This is a genomic window from Microbacterium sp. R86528 (assembly GCF_044596335.1).
GTDB classification, from domain to species: domain Bacteria; phylum Actinomycetota; class Actinomycetes; order Actinomycetales; family Microbacteriaceae; genus Microbacterium; species Microbacterium marmarense.
Window position 1 is genome coordinate 1499942 of record NZ_CP138996.1, and the last position, 17044, is coordinate 1516985.

General features: G+C 65.7%; 11 protein-coding genes. 1 reads left to right on the forward strand and 10 read right to left on the reverse strand.

Annotation, left to right across the window (positions count from 1 at the left end; translation table 11 throughout):
• Window positions 1–23: 23 nt before the first annotated feature.
• From SJY18_RS07075 to SJY18_RS07120, 10 genes are all read right to left on the reverse strand, one after another.
• Window positions 24–551 carry a hypothetical protein gene (locus tag SJY18_RS07075; RefSeq protein WP_396667043.1) on the reverse strand — a complete coding sequence of 176 codons (528 nt, stop codon included), beginning with the start codon at window positions 549–551 and terminating at the stop codon, window positions 24–26.
• Window positions 548–1840: a DUF5684 domain-containing protein gene (locus tag SJY18_RS07080; protein WP_396667044.1), complete on the reverse strand. Its 1293-nt coding sequence runs from the start codon at window positions 1838–1840 to the stop codon at window positions 548–550. The genes SJY18_RS07075 and SJY18_RS07080 overlap by 4 nt, the downstream gene beginning before the upstream one ends.
• Window positions 1837–4344 (reverse strand): transglutaminaseTgpA domain-containing protein, encoded by a 2508-nt coding sequence (locus tag SJY18_RS07085; RefSeq protein ID WP_396667045.1) that lies wholly within the window; start codon window positions 4342–4344, stop codon window positions 1837–1839. The genes SJY18_RS07080 and SJY18_RS07085 overlap by 4 nt, the downstream gene beginning before the upstream one ends.
• On the reverse strand, window positions 4341–5714 hold the full coding sequence (locus SJY18_RS07090; RefSeq protein ID WP_396667046.1) for a DUF58 domain-containing protein: 1374 nt from the start codon (window positions 5712–5714) through the stop codon (window positions 4341–4343). The genes SJY18_RS07085 and SJY18_RS07090 overlap by 4 nt, the downstream gene beginning before the upstream one ends.
• On the reverse strand, window positions 5711–6676 hold the full coding sequence (locus SJY18_RS07095; RefSeq protein WP_337338996.1) for a MoxR family ATPase: 966 nt from the start codon (window positions 6674–6676) through the stop codon (window positions 5711–5713). Before SJY18_RS07095 ends, SJY18_RS07090 begins: the two co-directional genes overlap by 4 nt.
• Window positions 6677–6708: 32 nt before the next feature.
• Window positions 6709–12663 (reverse strand): Ig-like domain-containing protein, encoded by a 5955-nt coding sequence (locus SJY18_RS07100; RefSeq protein ID WP_396667047.1) that lies wholly within the window; start codon window positions 12661–12663, stop codon window positions 6709–6711.
• A complete protein-coding gene (locus SJY18_RS07105; RefSeq protein WP_396667048.1) occupies window positions 12663–13802 on the reverse strand; it encodes a serine/threonine-protein kinase in 1140 nt (379 codons plus the stop codon). Before SJY18_RS07105 ends, SJY18_RS07100 begins: the two co-directional genes overlap by 1 nt.
• A gap of 151 nt (window positions 13803–13953) precedes the next feature.
• Window positions 13954–14610 carry a spermidine/putrescine ABC transporter substrate-binding protein gene (locus SJY18_RS07110; RefSeq protein ID WP_337338993.1) on the reverse strand — a complete coding sequence of 219 codons (657 nt, stop codon included), beginning with the start codon at window positions 14608–14610 and terminating at the stop codon, window positions 13954–13956.
• Between the two features lie 58 nt (window positions 14611–14668).
• Entirely contained in the window at window positions 14669–15163 is a 495-nt protein-coding gene (locus SJY18_RS07115) for a hypothetical protein (RefSeq protein WP_396667049.1), read from the reverse strand.
• A 14-nt stretch (window positions 15164–15177) separates the two neighbouring features.
• Window positions 15178–16245 carry an ABC transporter gene (locus SJY18_RS07120; protein WP_396667050.1) on the reverse strand — a complete coding sequence of 356 codons (1068 nt, stop codon included), beginning with the start codon at window positions 16243–16245 and terminating at the stop codon, window positions 15178–15180.
• A gap of 174 nt (window positions 16246–16419) precedes the next feature.
• Between SJY18_RS07120 and SJY18_RS07125 the strand changes: the two genes are divergently transcribed.
• Entirely contained in the window at window positions 16420–17031 is a 612-nt protein-coding gene (locus SJY18_RS07125) for a hypothetical protein (protein WP_396667051.1), read from the forward strand.
• The last annotated feature ends 13 nt before the right edge of the window (window positions 17032–17044 follow it).

Consider the following 17044-nt stretch of genomic DNA (forward strand, 5'->3'; position numbering starts at 1 on the left):
TCGGCTGTCGCGGCAAACGAGGGTCAAGCGTTGAGCGAGAGCAGTGCGGTGAGAGCGGCAATGGCGAGCACGAGTCCGAGGGATGCTGCGACGATCACGATTGCTGCGCGCATACGCCGGCGCCCGACGGCCCGCCTGACGGCGTTGCCGTCTACCGGCCGATGCTCGCTGCGGGCGGCCGGAGCCGCCCGTTCGATGCGGGCGGGGGGAGCATTTCGCACGGCGTAGATCTGCACATCGTTCGAGCGCGCTTTGAGGGTGCGTGCGGCTTCTTCGCGCTGCGCAGTCGGTGTGAGCTTCGACTGCTCGGCAGCAAAACCGGTGGTCGGCGCGGTCTGACGCGCGCCCCGCCGCACAACGATCGTCGACCCGTCATCGGGATCGATGCTCGGCGACGTTTCAGCGCCCGATCTGCGGCGCGCGCTGACGGCGGTCTCAGCCGGGGCGGGTTGTTCGTTGGCGCTCTGACGGCGTGAGGGCAGTGTGCTCTCGTCAAGAAGCTCAGCGGGGCCGTCGTCAGGAAGCTCAGCGGGGTCGTCGAATCCGCTCACCGATCAGTCCGCACCAACCGCACCTCAGCATCGCCGAGCATAAAACGGTCGCCTGCCTCCGTCTCTTCGCCCGGAGTCGCTTCGATCTCGGGCCCGACCAGCGTGGCGAACACCACACCGTTCGTGGAGGCAAGGTCGGTGATGTACCAGCGATCGTTCTTCAACTCGAGCCGGGCGTGGGTCTTTGAAACGGTGCCATCGTCGACCGAGACGAGCTGGGCCGTCGGATGGTCTGGGTCGGCGGCGGGACGCCGACCCAGCAGCACCGTCGTGGAGCCGAGCGCGACCGGCTCACCCGTCGGCAGCACCAGCGACCAGTTCGTTCGCCTGCGGCGCGCGATGATCGTCTCGTCGAGTACATCTTCGGGAATCTCGGGGCGGGTGTGAAACGACGACACCGAGGTGCGTGCTGAGCGGGGCGTGCCTGCTTCGGGCGCTCCCACGACCGCCGAGACCGGTCCCGATGTCTCGGGGAAGGCCTCAGGATCGCTCGGCGCCCAAGGGTCACGCTCTGCGTCGGCCGTTGCCGCTGGCACCCGGGTAACCGGCGGGTGGGTGGATTGATCGGTGGTCTCGCCCGTGGGCAGGATCGCTCCCCCTCGACCCCGCAGAACACCATCGGGAATGCTCGCGGGATCTGTTGGCGCAAACTTCATCGCCGGCATGGGAGCCGGTGCGTCAGAGGTTGAATGAACGTCTTCCCAGTCGGATTCGTCGTCGATCATAGGTTCTTCCTTGGCGTCCTCTGGTTCGGGCGCCCAGCTGAGGGTAGGAGGTGGTGAGTCTACTGAACTGTGCGCATCCGTGACGGATTTGTCAACTGAACTGGGCTGAGTGGATAGTTCTTCATGATCCACATAACTCTGTCGCGCGTATGCGGGTCGCGGCACGCTGGGGTCGAGCGCTCGACGCTCACTCGCTCCGAGCCAGCGAGCACTGCCAAAGCCAACCACTGATGCCCACACCGGGAACAGCAGCGCCGCCAGCGCCGTCATCGCAGCGTTCACACCGAAAGCAAGATTGATGCGGTGGCACGCAAGCACCTGCGCGATCCACACCGCCGCCCAGCCGAGCACCGGCACAAGCCAGAGCAGCAGCAGCCAGGGCGAGAGGTGGCCGAGTCGAAACAGGACTGCCTGATTGTAGAACGGCACCCATGCCTTCCAGGCGTGGTTACCAGACTTGCGAAACACGGCACCCAGAGCGAGGGCCGTCCACACGTAAATGCCGATCGCGGCAACGAGCGGAATCGGGCCGAAGAGCCCGAGCGTGAATGCTTCGAGGGTCATAGCGTGGAGCGCGCGGGCGAGGCGCGCCGTCCCTTCTGAACGTTCGGGGAGCGAGTGCCCCTGTTGGGCTCGAGCCGACGAATGAACGATCTCAACGATACGGATGCCGCCAGTCGGCGGACAGCAGAAAGATCAGCGCGAAGCGCAGCGCTCTGCCGCGCGACCTGCGACCAGACCGCTTCGACATCGCTGTCGGTGACCGCCGTTCCTGAGAATACCGCGCGGTCTGCGGCGTCGGCGATACGCACAGCCTCGGGGGCGCCGAATGCGACGGCGAGCTCGCGGCGGGTGAGTCTTGCGGGCGCTTCGAAACGAGCATCAACCGCTGCATCCACGTATTCCTCCCACGCACCCGCGACACGATCGGCGGGCGTGGCGGCACGTCGACGTGTACGGCGCCGCACTGCTTTGGCCGCGACCACCACCAGGAAGGGGCCGAGAACGATCAACAGCACCAGCAGGATAATTGCCACAACCCGCAGGGCTGCCCAGAGCCAGGCCAGATCGACGCCGTTCGAATCACCGTCGTCATCGGGCAGGGCGGCGTCTTGTTGCACGGGATCTGGGGGCAGCACCGGTTCGGCGGCGTCGGGGCGAACTTCGGTCACGTTCTCGGGGTCGCGCAGTTCGGTCACATCGAGGCTGGGCGTGTTGGCGTGCTGTGGCGTGACGTCGATGGGCACCCATTCGCCGTCAGCCGCCGCTACCTCGGTCCACACCGATACGTCCTGCGCTTCGCAGTTGCCGTTATCGCACGCCGCTAGTCCAGCGGGCGCGTCACCGATCCGCACACCCATGACGACACGCGAAGAGAACCCGAGCTCACGCGCGATCAACGCCGCGGCTACTGCAAACTGTTCGTCATCACCGATCGCTGCGACGTAGTTGCCCGTCTGCTGCGCACGCGGGTCGTTCTCTCGTTCGAGCAGCCGCTCGAAAAGCGTATCGATTCGTGCGAGTGAGTGACCAGAAGCGCTGGGCTGAACGGTGTAGTCAACCAGCTCACTCGCCCAGGCGGGTTCTTCCTCGTCGGCGAGACCCAACCCGTGACTCAGATAACCCCGCTCGCGCAGCAGCGTGATGAGCGATTGCAGCGCGGCACCTTCGGTGCCTTGCGCGTGTTCTTCGACCCACCTCGTCAGATTCTCCGGAACGGCTGCACCGTCGTTGACCGCGCCCGCCGCTTCGATCTCAGCGAGTGCGGGCGTCGGCTTCTCGACCGCCCGGACCGTATAGGTGTCGCCCGCGCTGAGACCGCCGCCAGCGGTCTGCACTCCTGCTGCCGCATCCACGCTGTAGTAGAAGCTGTCTGCGAGATCAGCGCTTCGAGCGCCGGCGAACTCGACCGCTTCGAGTCCGCTCAAGGTGGGCATCCAGATTCCGCCGAGAGCGCCGATTGTGATCTCTGCCTCGACCTGAGCGCCCTCGCCAGCATCAATCGTCGATGGCAGGCGCACAAACTGCGCAGCTTCAGCCGATTGCTGCGCACCACCGCTTCGATACACCTCTCCGTCATATGCGTCGAGAGTGGCGATGCGAACTCTTGCGGGCAGCGCTCCGTCAGACGTCACCGTGAAGATGATGTCGGTGGCTCGTTCGTCGGCGAACAGGGCGCGATACTCTGACAGCGGACTCGCCGCCTGAGCCAAATCGATGTCGGGCCCGACAGACGAGCGCAGCACCTGGCGATCAGCGTCGTGGGTACTCAGCGGCACCACGACAATGCCAATCAGCACCGCCACGGCAACCATGCCCGCCCCCAGCGAAGCGCGGCGTCGATCTGCCTGCGAGAAACGGCGCGGTGTGCGAATGCCACTGGAGTCGGCTGCCCGTTGCAGCGCGCGCACACGCTCGTCGCTCGTGCGCCATGCGAGCCACGCCAGACACACCACCAGAATGCCCGCACCACTCGCGGTCTCGACGGGCGCGTACAGCACCACCGGGCCGAGTTGCAGCGGCATGCTCACCGAGGTGCGCCCGAAGAACAGTCCGAAAGACGCCATCGCGATAGCCAGCGGAACCGCCAGATACGCCAGGCGGTCCGGCCGCCACGACAGCCGCAAGAGCACGCACGTCCCCACGAGGAACAACACCAGTGCCGGCACCAGCAGGTTGCGATACGAGCCGACGGGCAATTCGACGGTGACCAGATCTTTCCAGGCGAAGAAGAACCCCGCCACCACCTCGGCTAGGCTCTCACCCCACCCCGAGGGCGCGCCCAGCTGCGCAGGAACCGCGAGTGTCACTCCCAGTACGAGCAGAGCGGCGACCAGCACCGCCGTGACCAGCCAGCCGCGCCACTGCTGGCGCCACGATACCGCCGCGATCAGGGTGGCAGCGGCGAGCGCCACAGCCACCAGCAGAACGAACTGCGTCGAACGGTAGATGGGCCACGCAGCCACAGCCGAGATCAGCACGGTTGCCAGAGCGAACAGCAATCCCGCCACGACGCGCCGCGTGACCCACGGCGTGCGCGGCGCAGCATCGTCTCGAAGAGCCTTCATTCGGTCGCACCCCGCAACAGCAGTCCTGCCAGGTCGTCGAGTGTGCCCACAGTGAGCACGGTGACGCCCGAGATGGGCTGAACTCGCGGGTGCGCGCGCTCGTCGCAACGCACCGCGATCACCGCGGTGTCGATCGAGAACGCAAGCGCCGCCTGTTGCAGCCGTACCAGCGGAACCGACGAGCCGGCAACGATCACCGCAACCGAAAGCTGGGCGCCCGATTCCGCTGCGAGGCGGCAGGTATCTGCAAGCGACGACGCGTTCTCAATCCGTTCCACCCCGCTGAAGCCGTCGAGCAGCACACGCGGCGAAGCAGCGGGAATGCGGGCAATCGAGCGCAGGCGACCGCGCACCGCACGCGGCACCTCAGAACCGGTTGCGATCACCACATCGCGAGCGTCGCGCACTGCACGCAGCCCCAGCGATGCCGCGCATTCCACGGCAAGCTCGAACTCGTCGGCGTCTGCGAACTCCTGTTGCGCTGACGCCAACACGATCGCCATGCGCGAGCGACGAGACTCTTCGTATTGGCGCACCATGAGGCGGCCGGTCTTGGCCGTTGAACGCCAGTGGATTTGGCGGCGCGAGTCGCCGGGAACATACTCGCGAATGGCATGGAAGGTGATGTCTGCATCGACCACCCGCTTGGTGGCGCTGCCTTCCAGGTCGCGGATCAATCCTGCGCTCGTCGACGGGAGGGTCACCGTGCGGGGGTGCACGAAGACCTCATGCACGTCACGGAATGCGTGTTCACGCCGCAGCAGGCCGACCGGGTCGTTGCGCACTGTTGTGACCGGGCCCACTGTCACGATTCCTCGACGCATCCCGGGAATCTCTAGGGGCTGCCCGACCGAGTGCCCCGGTCTGAGCAGCGGCACGCCGAACTCCACCAAGCCTGCGCCTACGGGAATGTCGACCCGGCCGGGCAGCGCCGTTCGCTTGCCGTCGTTGCGCACCAGAATCTCGCCCATCAGCCCGTTGCCGGCAACAATGCGCTCGTGCTGCAGTTTCAGGTCGACCTGGTAAGAACGCCCGCCGAAGAGAAACGGAATGCTGGCCAGCAGCAGCACCAGCGCGATCACGCCGGCGACCATCCACTCAACCCAACCGAAAGCGATGCCGAGCACAAGACCTATGGATGCTGCAACAGCCACAACCACGCCGGCGGGCCGCACGGTTCGCGCACTCCACTGCGCGGCGCGGCGAACGGCCACTCCCGTGTTGCGCCAGAACCGAGACCACCACACCACCACGCGCACCAACGCGCGGCCGCGCCCCGACGACGTCACCGACGTCGACGTGACATGGGTCGCTCCCCCGGCGCTGGTGGCAGCGGATGTGCGGGTGAGGCGCGACTCGGTCGTGCTCATGCAGACTCGTGTTTGCTGGGTGGCACCACGTCGAGAAGCACTTGCGAGATCACGGCTTCTTGAGTGACCCCGTCGAATTCGGCTTCGGGATGCAGAATCAGTCGGTGCGAGAGCACCGGCACGGCGAGAGACTTCACGTCGTCGGGGGTCACGTATGTGCGCCCCTGCGACACCGCCCTCGAGCGTGATGCCTTCGTGAGTGCGAGCGCGCCGCGAATGCTCACGCCCAAGCGCACCTCGTCGGCGTTGCGCGTTGCCTCGACGAGTCGAGCTATGTAATCCAGCACAAGCGAATCGACATACGCCAACGCAGCGAGATCAGCCATGCCGACAAGGACTTCGGGCGCGATGATCGGGGGGAGCTGATCGGTTGCCACGGCAGCTCCGTCGAGAATGCGAACCGTCGCGGCATGGTCGGGGTAGCCGAGCGAGGTGCGCATCATGAAACGGTCAAGCTGGGCCTCAGGCAGGCGATAGGTGCCGGCTTGCTCCACCGGGTTCTGGGTGGCAAGCACCAGGAACGGCACGCCAACTTGACGCGAGACACCGTCGATCGTGACGCTGCCTTCTTCCATGACTTCCAGCAGCGCGGCCTGCGTCTTGGGACTGGCGCGGTTGATCTCGTCCGCGAGCACGATGTTCGCGAAGATCGGCCCGGAGTGAAACTCGAACACGCCCTGTTTCTGGTCATAGACACTCACGCCGGTGATGTCGCTGGGCAGGAGGTCGGGGGTGAACTGGATGCGTGTATTCGTTCCCTTCACCGACTGGGCGACCGCTCGAGCCAGCGATGTCTTTCCGGTGCCTGGAACGTCTTCGAGAAGCACATGACCGTCGCTGAGCATCGCGGTGAGCACGAGCTCCACCACGTGGCGTTTGCCCAATACCGCGCGCTCGACGTTGTCGGCGATCTGATCGAACGTCTGCGCAAACCAGGTCGCTTGCTCTTGGGTGAGCGTCATTGTGATTCCTTCGTCATAGGTGCCGCACGTCTTCAGGGTGTCGGTTCGGGTGTGATCGGCAGGTTGGGGTCGCACGTAGCCGAAAGCGTGCTCGACGCGGGGGAAAGCCCCCACCCTTGCGCACTCCAGCCCGCCGATACGCTGACGCCCTCGACCAGCACTGCGCCCACCGGAACCGTCCACGTGTTCGCCGGATGGGCGAGCAGCGCGCCGGAGGCGTCGTAGTAGCGCACTGCGCTGTTGCCGAAGGTCACGTTGGCCCCCGAGCCGTCGGGCGCCTTCGACGACTGCCAGCTGGTCGCCAGCTCGGCTCCACCCACACACGTGGAGATGTTCCAGCTCACCTGCAGCTGATAGGGAGCGCTGCCCGCGCGCGGACTGACCGCTGCCCACGGTGTTGACCAGTCTTGCCAATCGTCGTGCACGTATCTCACCCGCATTCCCGGATCTTGACCGAAGACGCTCGTGGCGGGACCGCCACTGAATTCGGCGTGAGTGCGGCGGGGAAGGTCTTCGGTGGTCGTCGGCTGGTTGCGAATAATCCACTCGGCGCGCTGGCCGGCGACATTGGGGGTCGCGTCAACGACGAAAGTCCAGTTCTGCGGCGCGGTGCGGTTCTGGTACGCGCGCACAGTCTGCTGCGCTTCGCTTCGCCCAAATGAGGTGTCACTGCGATACGACTCCACACACGCGGTGAAAGAGTACGCGTCGCCGGTCGCCAAGCCCTCGAAGACGACGACCGGTCCGGCGGTGCTGACCGTGCAGGGCTCACCCTGTCGAACGACGCCGTACCGCAACGTCGAACCGGTGCCGTTCGCCGTTGCCGACACCCGCGCCTCGACGCTGGCCGTACCGTCTGAGTGAGAAGTGGCCGTCAACGAGAGCTGCACATTGCGCGGCGCGCCGATGCCATTTGTCGTCACTCTGGCTGACGCCCCGGAGGGATCGCCAGGTAGGCCGTTAGGAATCTCGAACCGAGAGTACGGGGTGACGGTCACGGGCGTGGCCACATTGGTGCCCACTCGATACGAGCCCACCTCGATCGTGGACTGGTTTCGCACCACGGGCACGCGCACCGTTTCACCGGCGGCACTCGTGATCTCGAGGCTGCCGGTCTGGTCGGCGTCGATGCCATCGATCACCAGCGATACCACTCCCCCCTCGCCCGAGGTGATCACCGGAGTCGCTGCGACCTTTGTCGGTGCCGCTGGCGGGTCATACGCCCACGCAACGATTCGCACACTCGACTTCGACTCGCCCACATCGCTCACGGCTGTCACGACATAGGTGCGCTTCTGGCCGCTCTGGGCGGGGATAGCACCACACGCTCCGTTTGCCGCGCACCGCGCGACCGTTTCGCCGTCGACACGCACGATGAAGCCGGTCAAAGCCGGATACGCGGAACGAGCGTCGCCGGGGTCGACGCGCAGCGTGACACTGCCACTGTCGTATGCGCTCTGCACGACGCTGGCGGGAGCTTTGGGATAGCCGAGAAGGTCGAGCAGTATTCGGCCGTCGCGTTGCGCGCTCGTCACCCGCTGCTGCGCGTCGCTCACAGAGAACCTCGCCGCACAGGTGGCGCCCGGCGCCTCATCCGTCCAGCTCGCGGTGACCGAGGTCGGCCCTGCCACGGCGAAACTCACCCCCACACACGCCCCAGTGCCGCGCACCGCGACGACCTCGAGCGGTGTGCCCGGCAGTGGATTGACCTCGCCGGATGCCCCGATGACGTCGAACGTGCACGAGGAGCCATTCGACTGCGAGCACTGTTGGGTGATCGATCCGCCCTGCGGAAGCGTCGACGGCGCCGCGCCGACGCGCATGATGAGCCGCACTGCGCTCACCGCCGGGTGGCTCACAACTGCGACGACCGCAGCCTCTTCGGCGCCGGGCACCGCGGCATCTCGACCCGTGACGATGACCTCTGACCCGCTCTGGGTCACCATGAATGACGCACCCGAGTAGTCCACCGAATACTCGATGCTGTTCCAGTCTTCACGCAGCTGCCATGTCGTCAGATCGCGAAGATCGAAACTGGCGGTCTCGCCCGGTCCGACCGTCATCGAGCCGGCCCTGAGCACCGGCTGAGGGTCAAGAGCCTGAATGGCGAGCGGAACAGAGAGGTACGTCCAATCCTCTTGTCCTTCAAGGCGCACGGGAACCACGCAAGCGTCAGTCCACGGCGCGCTCGCTCCTGCCACATAGGTGACGCTCGTCGCGCCGTCTCGGGCACAGCTCGCTTCGCTGCGCGCGCCTGACACGGTCACGGAGCTGCCCACCTGCATCGTTGTGCCGCGAGGAATCGCGACCAGTTCCGCCATATCGAAGGTGACCGACTCCAGCTCGGTCACCTCGAGCGCGGGCATGCCTGCGCGCAGCGCGAGCGCCAAATCCTCATCGCCTGGCACGCGCAGGAACGCGTACGTCGTCACCTCGCCCGACGCGCCCTCTCCCGTGACGGCGAAGGGGATGAGGCGGCTCTGTGCGGGAAGGTCACCACTCAGCATCCGCCCCTCGACCTCGACATCGGTCGGGTCTTGCCACAGTGACAGCTCAAGATCACCGACAGCGCCCCCCGACCACGCAACCTTGCCGTCGAGAACATCCACTCCAGACACAAACTCGTCGCGAGTTTCCACGGTCAACACGGTGTCGTCCACGATAGGAAAATCGGGAACCCTGTCGCGCACGACTCTCACCACGATGAGTCCGCGCGCGGTGTTGCCGGAGTCGGATTCGAGGTCGTACAGGAACGACTTCGTGCCGGTGTCAGCGCCCGCATTGATCACGATCGTCGAGTCATCCATCGACTCGATGAGGCCAGCGAGGCGCTCGTACTCAGGGTTATCGGTGCCATCGGCGAACTGTTCGGGAAGATCGGGGCGCACCGCGGTCAGCGTGAGTGAGCCGTTGGTCGGGTCGATGTCGTTGGCGAGAGGGCTGATCCTGATCTGATTGGCTTCACCCACCTGCACCTGCACGTAGTCCGAGAAGGTAACCGGGCTCGGGTTCGATTGAGCGTCGAGCACGCCGACGCGCGCTATTGCCTCGGCTTGCTCGCCGAATTCATCTACCACCTGATAGCGGAACGTCGCCTGCCCGCGATCCCCCGGCACGCTGCTGTAGAGAATCGAGCGCCCGTCAGCGGCTACCGTCGCCGCGCCTCGCTCAGGCTGGGTCACGATTCGTTCCAGCGTGACGGTATCGCCGTCTGGGTCCATGCCGAAGTCGTCGAAGTCAATCGCCACACTCTGGCCGCTCAGCACCCGACCTTCAAGGGTCTCGGGCACTGGCGCGCGGTTGGTGTCGGCCGAAAGCACACGCACACGCACGGTTGCGCTGTCTGCAAGCGAGGGCGCTCCCGTTGAGTAGGCCTCATAGTCGATCGTGTAGTCGCCGGGCGTCGTGGGCGCCAGATACCGCAGGGTGTCTGCCGAAGCGAAAGCGAGCGCATCAGACGCCGACGACACCACCGAAGCAGGATTCAGCGTGGGTGCACCGCCCGAAGGGGCGATATCGTTCTCGAGCACCGGGATGTCTATCTGGCCACCCGCCCGCACGACGACAGAATCGTCCACGGCAATGGGCGCTAGTTCAGGTGCCGGCGGCAGCAGATAGACCGTCGCTTCGCCTTCGATCCGTGCGCCGGAATCTTCGGTTCCATCGCTCACCACGTATGACACCGTGCCGAGGCGGCCTGCCGCGCCGGTTGCTGTCGTGCCTGAAATGCGAAGGTTGTTCTGCCCGACAGCATCCACCGACAGCTGTGCACCCGGCTCTGCCGTGGCGATCGCATCGCTCAGCAGCAACACGCGCCGCGTGGGATTGGACACCGCGGTGAATACGTCCAAAGTGGCGTCTTCTTGGGGGTATACGAATGCAACGACGGGTGACGTCGACAGCTGTGCCGGGGCGTCAGCGGGCACCAGTGTGATGAGCGCCGTGCCGGTCTCATCGCTCAGGCCATCGGTCACGGTGAAGTCAACGCGGTACGTTCCAGGATCAGTCGCAGTGAAGTCGAACCGCGTCGTGCCGCCCACGGCGGTGGCTGTCGCGCTCGCGTCATCGAGCACCCGCACCGATTCGAGCGACAGCGCACCCGTGGTGCCGGTGACGTGCCCAGCGACATCGATCGTGGTACGTCCGCCAGCAAGGTCGATGGTCGAAAACGACTGCACGGTGAGTTGTGGCTGCGAAGAGACTCTGATGGCAAGCGGGCGTTCGGTCTGCTCGCCGGCGGTGTCGGCCACGGTCACCGTGAGCTCAATGAGCTCTTCACTGCCGCCACCGCTGTCGCTGTGCTGGTAGACCACTTCGCCCGCTGGCGTGGCCGCAACGCTGCCGATCTGCGTGGGGTTGTGTACGGCGAGCAGCAGCAGCGGATCGCCGTCGGGGTCGACCCAGCCCGGCAGCACCGGCACAGTCACCGTGCCGCCGCGGGCAACTTCGGGCTGAGGCCACTCGAGCAAGCAGCCCTCAACACCGCACCACTGCGGCGCAGCGTTCTCGCTCTCGCTGTGCACGGTGAGTATGACGGATGTCGACTTCGAGCGAAGTCCGTCTGTTGCCGTGCCGTCCTGCACCGCGTAGGCGAACTCGGCACTGCCGCTCGCTCCGGGGGCGACGAAGACAGCCAGCCGCTGGCCATCGTCGGTGATGCGAACCGTGCCGAAAGCCTCATCGAGCCCGGTGACCGAATCGGGAACGATCGTCAGCACATCTTCGTTCGGATCATGGTCGTTCATCAGCACGGGGAGCGTCACCAACTGATCGGCACGCACGCCGAACGCATCCGGCTCGGCGATGGGCGGCTTCGGCTCGAGCACCACCTCGCGTTCTTCGTCGCTGGGCACGGCTTCTGGATCTGTGCGGTCGTCGAGCGACCAATCCTGGCTCGAAGCCAGCAGTTCGCCGGTGGGCACGTTCCACGCCCAACCCGAGCGAGTGTCGTTGAGGATGGCCGTGCTCTCACCCAGCACCAAAACTGGCCGACGCTGATCGGGCAGGCTCTCGCCGCCGTAGTCGAGCAATACGTCGCCCGCGCCGCGAGTCCACAGCACACCCCCGGTATCGGCCTGCCCGAGCCAGGCAGCGTACAGCGCACCGTCTCTGCTGACGGGAGCGGCGGGCACGCCCCTCACTGTGGTGCCGTCGCCCACCAGCGTGGTCACCTCTGATCCGTCGGTCGGCACGGCGATGAGCGATGTCTCGTCGGCCACATAGATGGCGTCGGCCTCAGCATCTGGAGCAGAAACGACAACGGTTCCCGTCGTGGCGACAACCGCGCGCCCGCCGTCGCCCAGCCACACTTCGCCGTCTTCAACGTCAACCAATGCCCACTGATCGCCAGCCGCCGTGATCGTCGGGGTGCCTAGCCCCTCGGCAGTCAACTCGTCGCGCGCTCGCACATCATCGGAGGGGATGTCATAGGTCAGCACCGCCGCGTCGGCGCGAGAATACGCGAACAGCCGGCCACGCTCATCGATCGCGATCGCATCAGCCGCGTATTGCTGGGCATTCTCGTCGTCTGATAGCGGGTCGAGTTGGCTCGTGGTGCCGCTTGAGAGCATGCCGAAGAAAACGCTGCCCGCATCGGTGCGGTAGGCGACATAGTCACCGGCCGTGACGACGGCGACGGTGCCCGCCGGAGTTGGAGTGGCACTCGCGAGCGCCGTCTCATCGAGGTCAACCGGCTGCGCTTCGTCGATTCGTGTGACTCTGCTCAGGCTATCGCTGAACAGATAGGCCGCGTCTGCTGTCTGCACCACGCGATCCGGGTTGCTGATGTCGCGCACCGTGTCGAGCTCGTCAATGGCGGTGTTCACCCGCGCATAGCGTCGCCCCTCGCCGGTTTGCAATGCCCACACTGCGTTGTCGACCTCGGGGGTGTCCTGCGCATCCAAACCTGGCCACACCACGCTGATGCCGATGACCACCGCCGCGACCGCCGATGCGGCGATGATGCCCGCGGTCGTGCTGCGGCGCATCAGAGTGCGCCTGTTGCAAGCAGGGTGGCGACGACGCCGATGGCGACCGCGACGACGGCGCCCACGACACCGCCCGCGAGCCAGTGCCAGCGTGGGCGCGATGAGCCTGACGGTGCCGAGAACTCGGTGTCTTCATCACGGGCCAGCATTGACATGCCCGTTTCGCCGCGGGGCTTGCGTGTCACGTCTCGCTCAATTCGCGACCGCGCCGGGCCCCGCAGCTCAGCGTCAGCGAAATCGACCGGCGCAGAAGCGGGCGACCACTCTGCATTGGGAACCTCAACGGGCGTGGGCGAGAGGTCCATCTCGGCCTGCACGATTCGCAAGGCGTTCGCAAAGTCGAGCGCAGAAGCGTACCTGCGCTCGGGGTCTCGAGACATTGCTTTGGCCAGCGCCGCCTGAAGCGAGGCGGGCACATCATCGCGCGATATCTCGGTGTAGCTCGCTCGCGCGATGCGGCGACGCAACAGCTCTTTGGTGTTCTGGCCGCGCTCACGGCGCTCGAATGGGCTGTGGCCAGCCAGCAGTGAATAGACCGTTGCGCCGAGGCTCCACACTTCGCTCGAGATGGTGCCAGCGGTCGACTCCGAGATCACCTCGGGTGCGCTCCAAGGAATAGACATCGCCAGCATCTCATCAGCGCTCCGGCTCAGCAACGACGACGAGATGCCGAAGTCCGCGAGCACGGGGGTGCCGAAGGTCGTGATGAGAATGTTGCTGGGCTTCACATCGCGGTGCACGAGACCGGCACGGTGCGCCGATTCCAGCGCACTGGCCATGCGAACGCCCGTGACCAGCACTTCCTCGACCGGAATGCGTTCCAGTCGGTAGCGCTGCGCGAGTGAGCCCGGGCAGTACTCCATCACGATGTAGGGGCGGCCATCCGCAGAGATGCTCGCCTGGTAGACGGTGACGATCGACGGGTGCGCAGACAGACGGGCCAGCACATCGGCTTCGGCATTGAACATACGACGCAGGTCTGCATCGCGCACGTCGCTCGGCAGCACCTTCACCGCAACGCTTCGTCGAGGCATGTCCTGCTCGTACAAGAACACGTCGGCGAATCCGCCCGAGCCGAGCGGCCGAATGTAGGCGAGGCCAGGCAGGATCGGGGGCGCTGAAGGAAGACGACTTGCCATGCGCCAACCCCCGCTGTTTCCGCTGTTCGCTTCGTGATGTCTGAGCGCTGCATAAGCACCGCAAACTCGGTCATGCTAACAAATTCCGCCGAGGGTTCCTGACCCTCTTGATTCGGCTGTGTAAAGCCATCAGACACAGTGGATGCTGAGATCAGCCGTTCAGCGGATCATTCGGGTCGAACGGGGCATCGAGTGACCGCGTTAGTTCTTCGAGCATCGCCTCGATCTGCGGCTCGACGAACTCCTGAATGGCGGTTTGGATGCGAAGGCGATGGTGCAACATCACCGCGCAGATTTCGCGTCCGACCATGTTCGCGTAGTCGTCAGCCAGGCCCACTTCTTGACGCAACGCGGCCTTCGCCTCGGCGCTCAACGGGGGAAGATCGGGCACCGCTGAGTCGACCTCTTCGGCCAGGCCTGAGATCGTGAACAAGAAGGGCGCTCCTGGCACCGGGTCGGGATCCAGCGGCAGGCCTTCGAACTCTGGTTCGAGTCCCTCGGCGGGCCGATAGCTGCGCGCTCTGTTGCGCGTGGCTTGCTGGTCGAGCTCTGCCTGAAGCATCGGCAGGTTCACCGAGGTGTACTCCGCAACCGCGCGATCGACGATTGTCTTGATCCGCGTCGAAAGCCCATGCTGCACTCCGTGCGGCACATCTGCGCCCAGTCCCGCCGCAGACAGCACCGGCGACCCGAAGCAACGCCGGCACGGAGCGACGCGGCCGCGATGCGTTGCCGGTTCCCATCGAGGCAGCCAAAGCAGCCAGGCGTCGACTGCCTGGCTCACCTGGGTCTCGATTGACCGCTCCACCCTCCCCACGGTAGCGCCGCATCGCCGAAATGGGTGGTGACGTGCCCTCTGCGCGGCACTATTCTTCGTCGTCGCGCTCTTCTTCTTCCCACGGCCAGCGAGGCTGCGAGGCCTGCGTGCGCACCAGCGCAACACCCGCCCATGCGCACACGAACGCTGAAGCCGCGATCACCGCACCAAACCACGTCGTCGCAATCGACGTGGCCGCGCTCGTCGCGCGTGCGACATCTGAGCTGGTGACGAGCGCCGTCAGCCAGAGCACGACAACGTAGGTAACGTACGCCGTCGCCGCTGTCGTCGCAGACGCCCAATACGAGGGGCGCTCTCGACGGACTGCTCCCCACAGCACGAGGGCAAACGCTGCCAGCGACGCCAAGAGCCCCACGATAGCGGGCGCCTGTCCGAGACCTGTCACCGCGATGACGTCTTGGTCGAGCACCAGGCTCGTCATGCCGAGGCCGAAGATCACCAGCGCGACGTAGCCCATCGACGCAAACACCAACGCGGCGGTCGAGCGGTTGGAACCGCCCTGACCGCCGCGTTCAGACGTCATGTGTGTTGCCGGGGCTATTGCTGAGTGAGCTGCGGGCCCGCCTCGAGCGTGCGCTCGTACTCGCGCTGGGCCTCGACGTTGAGCTCGGTTACTCGCTTGCCGCGGGCGGCAACCCAGGCACCGAACCAGATGGTGAGCTCGCGTCCGATCACGAACGCTGCGATGGCGAGCGGGGCAAGCAGCTCGGATTCCGCCAGCGCGGCACCCTCGCTTGCGGTGAGAGTCCAAAACGGCGCCTGGAAGAGTGCGCCGAGAATGTGGCCAGCATAGGATGCGACGCCGACGAGCAGGCCGAAGATGACCCACGCTCCCCAACGTCCGCGATTGATGATCGCTCCCAGCAGCCAGAACGCGACGTAGAAGACGACGATGGGAACCCAGAGCGACCAGGTAGCCAGTGCCTCCAACGCGGCCGTACCGACGTTGTCAATGGTCACCGCTCCGGTGATCGCGCCGAAGCCGAGCCACGCCCCGAGATACAGCACTCCGAACGCGATCGCTGCCAGCAGGCCGATCGCACCGGCAGCGGCACGATTGCCTCGAGGGTGAGGTGCGTCGGGGGCCTGAACGAAGATTGGCTGCTGCGCGTAGGCCGTCGCGGCGGGGGCTGCGTATTCAATCGCTGGCTCGCTGGGCGTGACGGGGGCAACTTGCGTGGGGGCGTCTGCGGGCGCGTAGGCGGTGGTGACGGCGTCGTCAGATGGCGCATACGCCGTGGTTACCGGCTCCGATGCGGCCGGGGCACCATTCGTGGCGTCAGCCGAAACCGCACTCTCTGGCGCATCGGCAACGGGCGCCGCCTCGGCGATCGGGTCGCCGCCAAGCGACGAATACTCTTGCGCCCACGCCTTTTCGACATTGGCGTCCGGGTCGATCGGCGCTTCGTGCGCCGGCACCTCGTCAGCGGCTGACGGCGAGCCGTCGTAGGCCGGGGCTTGTTCGGGGGCACTGGTCTCGTCGTTCACGGCGTCGCCGCGAGCGGCTTCCGCGTCGGCAAGACCCTCGTTGGCGCGCCCGACGACATCGTCGACAGACGTCGGTTCGTCTACCGGCTCGCCGTATGAAGACTTGGGATCACTCATCGAAGGCACTCCTCACGCAGGGCTCTTCCCCGCCTTGCCGACAATAACGTCCTGCAAGCAATGTTTCCCTTAGGCGTGCCGTGGATGAGCGTGGGCGCGTCGCGGTGTTTTTTGTCACCGCAAGTGCGCTGAGAGTCCTCGCTGACTGTCGGCAAAGACGATTAGGGTTGCCGCATGGGACGACACTCCTCGCCGCGGGTCGCGCTGGCAGCATCCATTCTGGCCATCGTGGCCGTTTTCGCCGGGTGCGCGTCGGAGTCTCAGTCCACCCCCTCACCCACCGACTCGGCGACCGCGACGCTGGTGCCGAGCCCCACTCCGATAGCCACCATCACACCGGATGCGACGCCGAGTGCCACCGCAGAAGCGCAGGCTGAGATCCCTGAGGACTGCGGCGGACTGCTCACGCCAGCGGTGGCTCAGGAGCTCGATGGCGTTCCGCTGAACGACCCCGCCTTCGGCGCCTCAGGGTCGCAACCCGACGGCAGCTTGATCTGCATCTGGGCAGACCCCGCGGCCGACACGACAAATCTCACCACCACGATCTCGTATATGTCACGTGGCCCCGCACTCGACATGCTCAACGAGCTCGTCGATGATCAAGACTTCACGTGCTACACCCCGAGCGGCGGCACGCGGTGCGAGAAGACATGGGAGAACGCCACTTACCCGGTCATCGACGGTCGAACGGTGTTCTGGCGCGATGGCGTGCTGATCGATACTCGCTATTCGAACCTTGCCCCGAGTGGCTACACCGACGCGCTCGTCGCCAGCATCTACGAATAGCCCCGCCTCTCGC